A 13,555-nucleotide genomic window follows, 5' to 3' on the forward strand; every position below is an offset into this window, starting at 1 on the left:
GTGGAGCGGGTTGGCAAACAGGTAACATGAACTGCCGCTTCAGAATGACTCCCTGCTATCACTTCCTCTCCTCAAGTTGCTTGTGTTCTTTCCGCGCTCGCGCCGACTGTGCATTGTAGCCGAAGAGATTCGGGGTTGTAAATCATACGCACATTGCACCACGCAAATAGCAGTCAATGCGCTTGCTGGTCCAGGCCGGGCGCTGTGCGCCAGGCGCAGATTGGCGCTGATGACGGCATCAACGCGTGCGTCTATGATAGATACGCCATCAAGCCGATTGATGAAGCCGCCGTGGCGCAAGCCGCGCAGGAATGCGGCGCCATCGTCACCTGCGGAAGAACATCTGCTTGATGGAGGCCTGGGCCAAGCTTGCGTATTCGATTTTCGCCTCAAGAACCTCTTTACACCAGGACTCTTCATCATTGATCTGAAAGGTGCTCACCATGGTCCATATCCTGTTGTTCTGCATGATGCTGCTCCAGTCCGGTGTGCAAACCAGGCTGAAGCCGGCGATTGATAATGAGCGCGTTACCGTATGGGACGCGAATGCGCCCACAAATGCGCGGACGGTTGATGCCGTGGTTGTTGGGTTCTCCGGCAGCGCGGAGTGGGTGCCTAAAGGTACGCCGCCCAAGATTACTGGAAGGGCCCTGGTCATTGATCTCAAGGACCATCCGGTGGCGCCAATAGCAAATCCCACCAAATATCCGCTGGGGTTTCCGCGGCCGGGCTCGAAGAAGCTCCTGGAAAACGAACGCGTGATCGTGTGGGATTACACCTGGGAGCCGGGCGTGGCCACGCCAATGCACTTCCACGATAAAGACGTGGTGGTGTTGTTCCTGGAAGACGGCGACCTGAAATCAACCACGCCGGACGGAAAGGAAGTCGTGAACGCGTACACCGCCGGCACGGTCAGGTTCAACCTGCGCGACCGCACACACACGGAAACGCTGGTCCGTGGAAAACAGCGCGCCATCATCACGGAGCTGAAGTAAGAGCTCAGCGGCTGTTCAGGAAATCTTCCAGCACCGTGACATATTTTTCCGGCTCCTCATATGAGGGCAGGTGCCCGCTTTGTTCGAAGATGACCAGCTTGGCGCCGGGGATCGCGTGCGCCAGCCGCCATGCCGTGAGCGGCGCAACATTCATGTCATAGCGGCCGGTGATGACCAGCGTGGGAAACTTGAAGTCCGCAAGCTTGGCGGTGAGGTCCAGGTCAGCAGTGGCTTTTCCCACGGCTGCGGCAACCGCCGGCTCGTATCCCAGATCGCCCATGTGGCTCATGTAGGCGTCACGTTTCTCCGGAGAATAGAAGATCATGCGGAAGTGGTTGCGCAGGCCGGCCTGGGCTGCCGCCTCGGTCTCAGGACCGAGCCGTTGCCGCTCCTGCTCGTTCTGTTCTTCGATGTCCGGAAAGACTTCCGGCAACACGTGCACAATGCTCTTCCACGAGGGGCCAGGAGAGTCAGAGAGCACCAGCTTTGCCACGTGCTCAGGGTGAGCAGCGGCGTAGGCCATGGCCAGCAGCCCGCCGTAAGAGTCGCCCACCAACGCAACTTTGGCGAGCCCCAGGGACTGGCGCACTGCGTCCAGGTCGGCAACTTGCGCGTCCATATTTTGTGAAATAGAAGATTGTGAAACCGCGGACGCCCCCGAATCACCGGACGATGGCGTAGGCATGCGAACAGGTTTCGATGCGCCGGTGCCACGCTGGTCATAAAAGACGACCAGGCGGTTTTTGGCGACGCGTTGCCAAACGTCGTTCTGCATCATGTAGGCGTGGGAAAGCCCGGGCCCGCCATTGACCGCGATCACCGGAAGCGTGGCGCCAAGTTTGCCAAAGGTCTCATAGCCGATGTCAACCTGTTCCGTGTGAGCGACGCCCGTTGCGTGCGCGACGGCTTGCGCGGACAGTGTTGCAGAGTTTAGAAAAAGTGTTGCGAGACAGAGGAGCGGCGCGGATGCCATCAGCAGCTTCAGCTTCATGTAAACAAGTGACCTCGCGGAGAAGAGATTGAGCGAGGATAGCAGAACCACGTAACGTCTTCACCGCCGCTTGCAATTCGTCACTTTTTCTTGCTCTTTTCCTGTGCGACCCGCGCCTTCACCAGTTTCTTGATCAGCGCAACCGGCACTGGCTTCTCCAGCGGGAAATGGATGGTCCCCTTGGATGTGGAGAAGCCTTTCAGCTCGTCCTTAAACGCTTCGATGACGGCTGCGGTCGGGAACAAACTGCAGTGGTCGGAAAACGCGGCGAACCACACCAGTACCCGTTTGTGCTTGAACGCAGGAATCCCATAGCTGATGGTTTCGGTGGCTTCCGGCGGAACAACGGCGCGAATCGCCGCACGAATCTTGCTCAAAGCGCCGCGGGCGGGTTGCGGGACGCCGGCAGAGTATTCAGCAACAGTCTTTGGGGAAGTTTTTTGGGCGACTCGAGTGCTTTTGGCAGCAGAACGGCGTTTGCTGGACTTCGCTTTTCTCATCTGGGCGATGCTACAAAAACTTCCACTTCAAAGTCCAACGTTTGGCTTTTTCGTTGCGATAGGGACCTCTCACTTCGTTCGAGATGTGATTTTCAATCCAACTCTCGCAGCGACACCTTCGTCGCATACACCGCCACGCTGCCCAGCAGCGCCACGGCCGACATTCCGGCGATAGCGTGGGCCGGTGAGACCACCTTCACCAGGTATCCGGCAATCAGGCAGCCGATGGGCGGCAGCCCCAGGAACGCCGTGGAGTAAATGCTCATCACCCGTCCGCGCATGGTGTCTTCCGCCAAATGCTGGAGCAGCGCGTTGACCGTGGCCACCATGATGATCATGAAATAGCCCGCGGTCATGAGCAGCAGCGCGGACAACCAGAAATTGTGCGAGAAGGTGAAGGCAATGATGGCGCAAAAGAAGCCGATGCCCGAACGCAAAACAAAAACGCCGCGGCGGCGCATGGTCCCGGTGTGGGCGATGGTGACCGCGGCAAAAAACGATCCCGCGCCCGAACAGGCCATCAGCACGCCCAGGCCGCTGACGCCGCGATGCAGGACGTCGCGGGCAAAGTACGGAATAAACGTCAGGTAGGGTACCGCCAGCAGGCTGGCAATCGCCGTCATCATCACCAGAGGTTGCATGTGGGGATGGCCGAACACGTAGGCGAACCCCTGTTTCAGTTTGTCCCACAAGTGGCCTTCCGCGGGCGCCGGGCGCTCCGGATAATCCATGCGTGAGAGGGCCACCAGCACGGCCAGAAAGCTCAGCCCGTTGAGAAAGAAATTTCCCGCAGCGCCCACCAGGGCCATGGCAAAGCCGCCCAGCGTGGGCCCCAGGACGCGCGACATGTTGAACTGCGCGGAGTTCAGGCCAATGGCGTTAGTGAGGTCTTCCCGCGGGACCAGCCGGGGAACCAGCGCCTGGTAGCTGGGCGTGTTCAATGACATGGCAATGCCCGTCCCCAGCGCGAGCAAGATAATTTCCAGCACATTGATGACGTTCAGCCAGGCCAGCGCCGCCATGGTAAAGGCAAACACCATCATGGCCGATTGGGTGATCATCAGCAGTTTGCGGTTGTTGACGTGGTCAGCGATGACGCCGCCGATCAAAGCGAACAACAGAATCGGCGCCGATGACGCAAACCCCACCACGCCCAGCCAGAACGCCGAGTTGGTCCGCTCCAGCACTACCCAGCCCAGGGCCACGTTTTGCATCCAGGTGCCGATGTTGGAGAGAAAGTTGCCAATCCAGAAGAGCCGGAAGTCGCGGTTGTGCAGCGCGCGGGCAATGCGCGGCAGGCGGAAGGCGGCGGTCTCATCGGTCGCGGCGCCGGTGGCCAGATCTACACCGTCCGCATCCATGTGAGAGTTCATCGGGGACGAACGCGCGCCATCCGTCGCTGGCGCCGCCGCGGGCCCAGGGTTGCCTTCTGTCATTTCCGTATTCGTTCCCAAGTTCAGCAGGGCCTCTCGCCCGGCATTCGAATAAATCCTACTCAATAGTGTAAGCTTTTTTGTTCCCGCGGCCCGCGGACCTCAAGGAGAACACTCTTGCTACGCGCCAAATTGACCCTGCTGTTGCCGGTCCTTGTTCTTGCCACCTTCGCGCAGTCAACCCAGGAAAGCCGCGCGCCAAGTCCCGGAGAAACGCCGCGCGTGTTTGGCTTCCGCGATTTCAGCAAGCAGCACCAGTGGGACCAGAAGTTCATCGCCGTGCCTGATCCCAAGCTCGCGGAACAGCACTTGAAGATCCTTACCGCTGTGCCGCACGTCGCCGGTTCGGCGGAGGACAGGGCCACGGCGGAATACGTTGCCAAGCAATTCTTCGTGGGCGGCCTGGAGACTGAGACCGTCTCCTACAGGGTGTGGATGAACCGCCCAGCCGAGATCAGCGTGACCCTGACCGCGCCGGCCAACGTGAAGATGAACGGCCCCACGCGCGAGCACGTGAGCAGCGATCCATACCAGGACGACCCGCGGGTGCTGATGCCCTTCAACGGTTCGTCGCCCTCCGGCGACGTGGAAGCCGAGGTGGTGTACGCCAACTACGGCCGCCCGGATGATTTCAAGAAGTTGGAGGAAATGAAAATTGATGTTCGCGGAAAAATCGTGATCGTCCGCTACGGCGAAAATTTCCGCGGGGTAAAGAGTTTTGTGGCGGAAGAGCACGGCGCCGCCGGCGTCATCATCTACTCCGATCCCTGGGACGACGGCTACTTCCGCGGCGATGCTTATCCCAAGGGCCCGTGGCGTCCGGACACCGGGGTGCAGCGCGGGTCCATCCAATATATGTTCAAGTATCCCGGCGATCCCACCACTCCGGGGTTTGCGTCGGTTCCAACCCTGCCGGAGTCCAAGCGCATCGCGCCGGAAAAAGCCGCCAGCATGCCGAAAATTCCCACCACACCCATTTCGTATGCCGACGCCACTCCGATTCTGCAAAGCCTGGGCGGGCCGGAGTCACCGCGCGAGTGGCAAGGCGCGCTGCCTTTCACCTACCACGTTGGTCCAGGGCCGGCGAAAGTGAAGATGCATCTCAAGCAGGACTACCGCTACTGGACCATCTGGAACGTGATCGGCAAAATAACCGGCGCCAAGTATCCCAACGAGTGGGTGGTGGTGGGCAACCATCGCGATGCCTGGGTTTACGGCGCGGTGGACCCCAACAGCGGCACCGCAGCCATGCTGGAGACGGTGCACGGCATTCAGGAACTGCTGCACCAGGGCTGGAAGCCGGATCGCACGCTTATTTTTGCCAGCTGGGACGCGGAAGAAGAAGGACTGATCGGCAGCACCGAGTGGGGCGAAGACCATGAGAGCGAACTGGCCCACGCCGTGGCGTACTTCAATCTGGACGTGGCCGTGACCGGCCCGAATTTTGGCGCGTCTGCCGTACCCAGCTTAAAAGGATTTATTCGCGACGTAACCCGCTTCGTTCCCAGCCCCAAAGGCGGCACGGTTTACGACGTGTGGAAAGAGCGGGCCCGCGAGCGCCAGAACGAGCGCCGTCCTGAAGGTGGCGGCAGAAGCGTCCCCAACGCCCGCGTTGACGCCGATGTTCCCGTCGGCGACCTGGGCAGCGGGTCTGACTACAGCGTTTTCATTCAGCATCTCGGCGTGCCGTCGGCAGACATGACTTCCAGCGGCCAGTACGGCGTTTACCATTCCACCTTTGACGATTTTGCCTGGTTCAAGAAATTTGGCGATCCCACCTTTGAATATGAGCAGCAGATGGCGCGCGTGCTGGGCCTGGAAGCTCTGCACATGTCCGATGCGGACGTCCTGCCCTACGACTACGAACTGTACGGCAAAGAAATCAGCGCATACATTGAACGCGCGCAAGAGAAATCCAAAACCATGCTGGCGGCCGGCAGTCCGGACTTCGGCAAAGCTGCAGCAGCAGCCAAACGCTTCACCGCTGCCGGATCAAAGATATTGGCGATCCAGAAGAACCCTCCAGCGGACGCGGCCAAGCTGAACCAGGCGCTGATCGCCGCGGAGCGCGCGCTGCTTTTGGAGAAAGGACTGCCGGACCGCCCGTGGTTTCGCCACGCGATTTACGCTCCCGGGCAGTACACCGGATACGCCGCCGTGGTCATCCCCGGGGTGAATGAAGCCGTTGACGCCAAGAATGCGCAACGCGCCACGGAACAACTGGAAGCGCTGACCGACGCGCTGAACCGCGCAGCCGGTGTCCTGGAAAACTACAAGCCGTAAGAAAGGCCCTCGGAATGAAAACAGAACAGCCCGCGCCTTCTGTGAACAGGCCGGGCTGTTTCCAATATCACTTATGTTATGTGATTTGTAATGGGTAGCTACCTGCTCGGCTCTTGCTTGGCGACGGGAGAGAACTAGTCCGACTCTAAAGCCTAAGCGAGGGCTTATTTGAACTCAAATCTTACTTCGATGGTAGTCTGTTTGTCGGCCGCTTCGTAGCGCCACTTCTTGACCGCCTGAACCAAGGCCGCCACCAAAACCGGATTTCCGCCGAGTTCCTTAACGTCTGCGACCTTGCCATCAGGATTGACCCACACCAATACTCGGGCCACACCTTGAATGCTCATCTTTCGCGCGAGTTCCGGGTATTCCGGCGGCGGGCTCAACTTGACTTTGCGCAGCGGGCCTTGCGTCTGCCCTTGCAGGCCTGCTGCCGGCATTGCCATGAGGCCCAGGAGAAGTACTCCCGCCACGAGAAAAAGCGCCACTTTCAACGGATGCAGCCGTTTTGTTGCAGAGCAGATGTTCATCGGTCTATTTTGATTGCAGATCTCTGTGTCCGTGATCAACTACGTGCGGAAGAATACTATCAACGCAAGCAGATGCGATAGGTGACGATAGATGGATTTACTCTGTCCTTTTGTCACTCATTGTGATTATGGCTAGTTACAATTTCCGAAAACCGAACAAGCGCGTAGTTATTCCTTTCGCAAGTTAAGAGTTTCTCATCTCTTGAAACTTCGCTGATCATCACAGCAGTGATGCCAGTAATGACACCCACGTAACTTTCACTCTTATGGTGAACTATAGATAATCGCCCCTGTCGCTTGTGTGATTCTCCCATCCCCCGGATTTGAAGTCCATTTCACACACCAGCCAACTTCGATTGGGTTTGGATTGATGACAAAAAGTTAAGCGCATGGGAGCGCATTGGACTTTGAAGACAACCTAGCAAAGTGAAGGAATGAAGCAATGTCGCAAGAATTATTTTCCCGTCGAAATGCCGTACTTTGGTCAGCACTTCTGCTCGTGCTGTTGTTTAGCCAGTTCGTGTTTGCGCAGTCGGATGCGGGCGCAGGCGCCTTGCGCGGCACGGTAATCACCGCGGACGGCAAACCTGCTGCCGCTGCCGTGGTCAGGGTGCGCAATGCGGAAACCGGTTATGTTCGGGAGATGCAGAGTGACGACGCGGGGCAGTTCGTTGCAACGGCGCTCCCCGTCGGCCTTTACTTTGTTCAGGCCAAGAAAGCGGAGCTGAAAACGCCGGAGGTGGAGGCCGTTGTCACTGTGGGCCGGACCCGCACCACGGCGCTGGCCCTCAACTCCGCCAGCGAGCAGGCGAGCGACGGGAAGCAGACGCAGACCATGGTGATGAACACGGAAAGCCCGATTGACACCCGGGAAGTTTCCAGCTCATCGAGTGTCTCTCTCCGGTCGGTCGCGACGGCGCCCATCCGCGGGCGCTCCTTCCCGGACTTTGTCCAGCTCACGGCGGACATCTTCCAGGAATCAGACCGCAACGGCCTGGTCATTTCCGGACAGCGGTCCATCAATTCCAATGTCTCCATTGATGGCGCGGACTTTAATGATCCGCTGCAAGGAAACCAGCGTGGCGGCAATGATCCGGTGTTCTTCTTCCCCTTGGCGGCGGTGCGCGAATTTCAAGTAGTCCGCGCCGGAGCTGACGCTGAAGTCGGAAGGACCAACGCCGGATTTATCAATGCGGTGACCAAATCCGGCACCAACAACTGGCACGGCGAGGGGTTCTACATGAACCGCAATGCCAACCTCACCTCCCCGGACGCCTTCGGCAACCCGGCCCTAAACATCCAGCATCAGTTCGGCGGTTCCGTGGGCGGCCCCATCAAGAAAGACCGGACATTCTTATTTGCCGCGGTCGAGCAGAACGACTTGAACCTGCCTTTTGTCGTCAAGTTCCAGCCCCAGCCCGCCGGCGTAACGCTGCCCGCCATCCTGGCCGGCCTGGAAGGAGAGCAGGAAGGCACCAACAACACGTTTTCGGCCTTCACCCGGATGGACCACTCGTTGACTTCCAAGCACATGGTGAACCTGGACCTCAACTACGTAACCCTGGACGCGAAGAACTTTGCTTTATCGCCGCGCACCAATGATATTGCCGAGTCAACGAACTTTGACCGCCAAGGCTCCAGCGCGGCGGTAAAAGGCAGCCTGGTTTCCGCTTTCACCTCTTCTCTGCTCAACGAACTGCGCGGGCAGTTCGCGACGGACCACAGGTTCGAACAGCCCAACAGCCAGTCATCCATGGTGGTGATTACCGGAGTGGGCACGTTCGGCAGCGAGGTCACCCATCCGCGCCTGTTCGACAACTCGCGCTATGAAGTTACTGACAATGTGAGCGTCACCAAAGGCCGCCACTCCATGCGCTTCGGCGTGGACGGCAACCTGACGCCGGCGAAACAGCAGCGTGAAACCTTCATGGCCGGCCGGTATGACTTCAAGTCCTTGGCTGACTTCAACATTGGCAAGATCGCCCGCTATAGGGGAACGGTCCCCACCAACGGAGATCCCAACAGTCTTATGTACCGCGGCACGCAGCAGGAGTTGGGCTTGTTCGTGCAGGACAAATTCACTCTGGCAAGAAACCTTACGGTCAACGCCGGCTTCCGCTGGGACGGCCAGTGGAACCCGCAGCCAACCAATCCCAATCCAGCCATACCGCAGACCACGCGCATCCCCAATGACCTGGCCATGTGGCAGCCGCGTCTGGGCCTTTCCTGGGACCCCAAGGGCCGCGGCACCACAGTGATCCGGGCTTCGGCGGGACTTTACGATGCGCGCACGCCGGCCAACTTGTTCCAGCGCATGTTTACCGACAATTTTCTGGTCACGTCCGTGCTCGATAGCAAGTTCGACAAAAATGTTCTTAACTTCGTGCAGTTCCCGAATCCGTTGACCGTGCTGCCGGCGGGCATCAACGCCGCCCCGGCAAAGGTAATCGGATTCTCACCCGACTTCCACAACCCGCGTTCCTTCCAGGCCAGCGCCAGCATGGAATCCACGTTCAGCGACGCCTGGACGGTTTCCGGCGGCTACACGCGAAACTCCACCTGGGGCTTGCAGCGCAGGCTGGACAAGAACCTCTTCCCGGCAACGTTCGACGCCACCGGGATGCCTATTTTCCCGCTGGTGCGGCCTAACCCGGCGATCGGCCCTTTGTCCATCAATGAGTCGGAAGCCCACTCTCGCTATGACGCGTTTGATTTTGCCGTGAACCACCGCATGAACCGGCGACTGCAATTCCAGGCCGGCTACACCCTGGCGTGGAACCGCGATGACGAATCCGGGGAGCGCGTCTTCAATCGCGAAGGCGCCCTGGACCCGCTTCTGCCCGAGCTGGACGCCGGCTGGTCGAAGAACGACGTCCGGAATAACTTTCGCATCAGCGGCATTCTGGACCTGTGGCGTGGGTTTTCCTTGAGCGCCATTGCGCTTACGCGCTCGGCCACCCCTTTCACTCCCACCATCGGGTTTGACACGCAAAACGACGGCAATGACGACAATGACCGCGCCATCATCAACGGCCACGTCGCCGGACGCAACAGCATGCGCGGCGCGCCATTTTCTGATCTCAACCTGCGCATTCTGAAGTCGTTTCACGTGAGTGAAAAGTCCAGGCTGGAGACGTTCGGGGAATTCTTCAACGTCACCCACAACACCAACAAGGGTTACGGGCCTGACGCGGTCAGCTTGTTTGGAAACGCTGCCACGCCCAACCCCACGGCCGGGCAAGCCCTGTTTGCGCCGTTCACCACCAGGTTTGGCGGGCCGCGCCAGGTGCAATTGGGAGCACGCTATAGCTTTTAACTCCCCATCTATTTTTCTTTGGAAGAGGCGATGACTTCTGCCTTTTTGGCAGGAAACAAATCACCGCGGGCCCCTGGGCGCTGCGAATAACAAGGAGATACTTGTGAATCAACGTAAGCTGTTCTTTACAGTATTGATTTCTCTCGTTGCCATCGTGGCCCTTCAGGCGCTCCCGATTTGGGCCCAGTCTGCGGATGTATGGAAGGCCGGCAGCGTTCCTGTCCAGTCCCATATCACCGGCGGCCCCTGGACTCTGCAACAGACCGGGTCCAGCAACGCGGCCCCCTCTGCCGGCTACTGCGTCAACGGCGTGCCTCAGCGGAACCCCGGCACCGAGCGCATGGCGCCCTATTACTTTCCTTTTGTCACCGGCTCCGGGAAAAACTTGCACGGAATCTTTGACTATCGTCCCCGGACCAGCAACGAAGCCGTGGTGGCTGCCTCCACCAAAGACGGCGGGCTGACCTGGCAGTTCGAACAGGAAGTTCTTGAACTCAACAAAGGCATCTGCCCGGCCAGCGATCTGGTGGATATCGGCAATGACAACGGACTGGGCCACAGCTATTCCATGAAAGTGAACGGTGAAACGTTCCTTTACAATCTTGACCGCGCACCCGCCAACGTGGACAAGGTTGGAATGGTGGTCCACAAATTGACCCCGGAGCCGGGAGCGCCTCTCAATCCCGTGCCGGCCACGCTGGAAACTCCGCTGCATACCACCGGACTGCTGAATCCGGACGGGATCATCGCCGAGATACCGGGCGTGACTCCCAAGACCATTTTTTATCTCCAGAAAATACTGAACGGAGACCAGACTGGCCCCACGGCCCTGCCCGCGGCGCAGCAGTGCGGCAAGCCGGTGATCTTCAAGGAGCCGGCCGCCAGCCATGACATCGTCATTCCACGCATGGCTTCAACCACAGACGGCATCAACTTTACTGACCTAGGGCCCATCAACGGGCTGAATAACCCGGCCGCTGTTGGCCCCACGGACATCCGTTACGTTGGCCCTCGCGGGACAATCTTGAAGTTGTCCGATGGCAAATGGGGCTTGTTTTTCTCCGGGGGCAACTGCCTGGACGGCGACTCTGATGCATTCCACTTCCTGGGCTACGCTGAATCCACGGACCTGCGCAACTGGACGGTGATCAACGGCATCCAGAACCCCATCGCTTCCATCGCGCCGGTCACCGTGATTTTCAACGGCGCCAGCGTGACCGTCCCCGCGCAGACGCCGGTGGTCGGCAACACGCTGGGCTGGTTTGAAGGCCGCGTGTACAGCCCGTCATTTACCTTGAGCGGCGAAAAGGGCGGCATCCTGCATTTTGCCGGATACCACACCCCAAGGCCCAATGATGATCGCAGCGATTACCGCAACATCGGCCGCGTTCCGCTGCGCGGCAACCGCGAGATTGTGGCCATCAGCAATGGAGCCGACGAAGACCACGACCGCGACGACCGTTAGCCCTCGCTTTTACGCGCAGGCCGTGGTGTCATGGCCACGGTGCTGATCATGGGAGAGGCGCGGCGCCCCATGCGCCTCTCCCCATCCTCACTTCACTCTTCCATGTGTGATGGCCGTCACACCCTTGACGTGTGATAGCACTCACATCTTTCTCACACTCCCAGAGTGACAATCCTCCAGTGATGAGCCGAGCGAAAAATTTCAATCGCCAGTGATGTTCAAGCGCTGGAGAGATTTTTCGCGGAGCGGAAGCGCACAAAAAGCAGACAAGTAACGTTATCCAAGTAACGTTACTGGCCTAGATGAAACCAAGGAGGGTTCTAAGGTCTTTGAGTGATTCGCCTTAATGCTCAGAACTAGAACTATTACAAATATGAACACGATAGTGAACAGATTCGTAGAAGCGCACGACCGCTACATGGAACTGGACCGCATTCGGACGGAATGCAAGAACCCGGCGGAACGCGAATCCATCCATATTGCTATTCTGAGGGCGTATCTGGAAGTACAGTTTCATGCGCGGCAGATCGCCGGGTTACAGTTTGCTGAAGGCATGGATTTCGCTGAAGTTAACTAAAATCCCCTTCCCTTCCGCAAGCCCCTCCGCGTAGAATCAGGTTCAGTATCCACGCCACTCTTTGTCTTAAAACCAGCCAGGCGCCCGAAGGTCCGCCTGGGCGGTAGGCTCGTCAAAAGTCTGAATGTTCCTGGCCCTTGGAGTTCTGTTATGGCAGTGGCCCGCATTTTTACCCGTCGCCCGGAAGCAGCTATATCTCTATCGGAAGAACTGCGCCGCCAGGGCTACACCGTGGAAGTGGTGGTGGCGGACCAGCCGCCGGTGCGCAAGGACAAAGACCTGGAAATTGATCTTGAATTCCTTCGCCTGGCCGAGTCGCCCACCTACTCCGATGAACTCATCACAGAGTTTGTCCCCGATACCACCGCCCTGGCAGAGGCCAACAAGCCCCTGGCTATGTCCTCGATGAACCTGCCCGTCGTTGACGTTCCGGTGGATGCGCCCGCGTTTTCCCAGTCCCCGGTGGTCATGCCGGAAATGCCGCCGGTAGCCATCCTGAGCGATTCCAGCGATTCCGACGCCCAGTTCGACAGCGTCCCGGAAATTGTGAACATGCGGGAAGCTGAGTCCTTCACCCAGGAGCCAGTCACAGTCGGCGAAGATCGAGCGGCGGCCGGTCCCGGGTCCGCCTTGCCAAGATGGATTGCGGCGCTTCCGGCCCTGGCGCATCGAGTCGCGCAAAGCTGCCGCGAGCAGATCAATCTCGGCGTGGAGCGCGTGCGCGAAGGCCGCCGCCAGCGCCAGTTGGCATTGCAGGCCCGGCAAGCGCAGGCGCAGGAACGCGCCGCGGAACTTCAGGCAGCGCGCGAAGCTGCCGCCGAGCGGCTGCAACAGTTGCTGAATGAGCGCGGTGACGAGGCGGCAAGGCCGGTCGTCGCGTACCAGGAGGCCGAAGCGGAAATTCCTGAATTTGGTCCGGAATTTGATCTGGAACCAAAAGTCGAGCCGGTGCCGGAAGCCCGGCCGGTGGTGCGCGCGCCCATCGCAGCTTTCTCGCGCGATGTTTGGCGCAGATTCAGTCTGAAACCGGAATATGTTTTTGCCGGCGTAGCCGCCCTGGGATCTCTCCTGGTCGTCGGGTTGGCCTTGGTTACCCTGCGTTCCACGCCCCAGCTTGCCAAACTGGATCATCCCGCCGGAACAATCGGGCAGACCAGCGGAGCCGCGGTGAACTCCGGCAAGACCGCAAAGGCTTCCCGGCCCAGCCCTTTTAGGCGCGAAGTCGCGGCCCGGAACGCAGGCACAGAGACGGCTGCGAACAAGATCACGGTGCGTCGCCTGGGCGCGGATGTGACCATCCGCCAATACCCGGCGGCGAGCCTGGCCAGCCGTTTCCCGACGCAGGCCAAGCCTGCCGCGCTGAACGCGCAGCCGCAACTTAGAAGGATTTCAGATTTGCAGAACTGAAGGAGCAACTGGCAATTAGCAGTTGGCAAACAGCCAAGGCTGCATCCAATTTAGCTCC

At 59.2% G+C, this 13,555-nt stretch carries 11 protein-coding genes; 7 read left to right on the top strand and 4 right to left on the bottom strand.

The window, feature by feature from the left end:
* The first annotated feature begins 204 nt into the window (after window positions 1-204).
* A complete protein-coding gene (locus LAO20_01615; protein MBZ5530104.1) occupies window positions 205-351 on the top strand; it encodes a hypothetical protein in 147 nt (48 codons plus the stop codon).
* Between the two features lie 92 nt (window positions 352-443).
* A complete protein-coding gene (locus LAO20_01620) occupies window positions 444-995 on the top strand; it encodes a hypothetical protein (protein MBZ5530105.1) in 552 nt (183 codons plus the stop codon).
* Window positions 996-999: 4 nt separating this feature from the next.
* Here LAO20_01620 and LAO20_01625 read toward each other — a convergent pair whose 3' ends face one another.
* The 3 genes from LAO20_01625 to LAO20_01635 all read right to left on the bottom strand — a co-directional run bounded on the left by LAO20_01625 (window position 1,000) and on the right by LAO20_01635 (window position 3,922).
* A complete protein-coding gene (locus LAO20_01625; GenBank protein ID MBZ5530106.1) occupies window positions 1,000-1,968 on the bottom strand; it encodes an alpha/beta hydrolase in 969 nt (322 codons plus the stop codon).
* A gap of 98 nt (window positions 1,969-2,066) precedes the next feature.
* Window positions 2,067-2,486 (bottom strand): DUF1801 domain-containing protein, encoded by a 420-nt coding sequence (locus LAO20_01630; GenBank protein ID MBZ5530107.1) that lies wholly within the window; start codon window positions 2,484-2,486, stop codon window positions 2,067-2,069.
* 92 nt (window positions 2,487-2,578) lie between these two features.
* Entirely contained in the window at window positions 2,579-3,922 is a 1,344-nt protein-coding gene (locus LAO20_01635; protein MBZ5530108.1) for an MFS transporter, read from the bottom strand.
* A gap of 135 nt (window positions 3,923-4,057) precedes the next feature.
* On the opposite strand from LAO20_01635, the gene LAO20_01640 reads away from it, so the two are divergent.
* On the top strand, window positions 4,058-6,202 hold the full coding sequence (locus tag LAO20_01640) for a M28 family metallopeptidase (GenBank protein ID MBZ5530109.1): 2,145 nt from the start codon (window positions 4,058-4,060) through the stop codon (window positions 6,200-6,202).
* Window positions 6,203-6,366: 164 nt separating this feature from the next.
* Here the strand turns inward: LAO20_01640 and LAO20_01645 are convergent, their stop codons facing one another.
* Complete coding sequence (locus LAO20_01645) at window positions 6,367-6,732, bottom strand: energy transducer TonB (GenBank protein ID MBZ5530110.1); 366 nt, start codon at window positions 6,730-6,732, stop codon at window positions 6,367-6,369.
* A 499-nt stretch (window positions 6,733-7,231) separates the two neighbouring features.
* Here LAO20_01645 and LAO20_01650 point away from each other — a divergent pair, with 499 nt between their 5' ends.
* The 4 genes from LAO20_01650 (at window position 7,232) to LAO20_01665 (ending at window position 13,497) form a co-directional block, all read left to right on the top strand.
* Window positions 7,232-10,048 (top strand): carboxypeptidase regulatory-like domain-containing protein, encoded by a 2,817-nt coding sequence (locus tag LAO20_01650; GenBank protein ID MBZ5530111.1) that lies wholly within the window; start codon window positions 7,232-7,234, stop codon window positions 10,046-10,048.
* 103 nt (window positions 10,049-10,151) lie between these two features.
* Window positions 10,152-11,513, top strand: a complete 1,362-nt coding sequence (locus LAO20_01655; GenBank protein MBZ5530112.1) for a hypothetical protein — start codon at window positions 10,152-10,154, stop codon at window positions 11,511-11,513.
* Window positions 11,514-11,898: 385 nt separating this feature from the next.
* On the top strand, window positions 11,899-12,090 hold the full coding sequence (locus LAO20_01660) for a hypothetical protein (protein MBZ5530113.1): 192 nt from the start codon (window positions 11,899-11,901) through the stop codon (window positions 12,088-12,090).
* 150 nt (window positions 12,091-12,240) lie between these two features.
* Window positions 12,241-13,497, top strand: a complete 1,257-nt coding sequence (locus LAO20_01665; GenBank protein ID MBZ5530114.1) for a hypothetical protein — start codon at window positions 12,241-12,243, stop codon at window positions 13,495-13,497.
* Window positions 13,498-13,555 lie beyond the last annotated feature (58 nt).

This window comes from Terriglobia bacterium (assembly GCA_020072815.1).
In the GTDB taxonomy this organism is placed as follows: Bacteria; Acidobacteriota; Terriglobia; order Terriglobales; family Acidobacteriaceae; genus Angelobacter.

Bases quoted from the DNA above. Each gene is read 5' to 3' on its own strand.
- LAO20_01630 (MBZ5530107.1), bottom strand. From the start codon at position 2,486: ATGAGAAAAGCGAAGTCCAGCAAACGCCGTTCTGCTGCCAAAAGCACT.
- LAO20_01645 (MBZ5530110.1), bottom strand. From the start codon at position 6,732: ATGAACATCTGCTCTGCAACAAAACGGCTGCATCCGTTGAAAGTGGCG.
- LAO20_01625 (MBZ5530106.1), bottom strand. From the start codon at position 1,968: ATGGCATCCGCGCCGCTCCTCTGTCTCGCAACACTTTTTCTAAACTCT.
- LAO20_01635 (MBZ5530108.1), bottom strand. From the start codon at position 3,922: ATGACAGAAGGCAACCCTGGGCCCGCGGCGGCGCCAGCGACGGATGGC.
- LAO20_01620 (MBZ5530105.1), top strand. From the start codon at position 444: ATGGTCCATATCCTGTTGTTCTGCATGATGCTGCTCCAGTCCGGTGTG.
- LAO20_01665 (MBZ5530114.1), top strand. From the start codon at position 12,241: ATGGCAGTGGCCCGCATTTTTACCCGTCGCCCGGAAGCAGCTATATCT.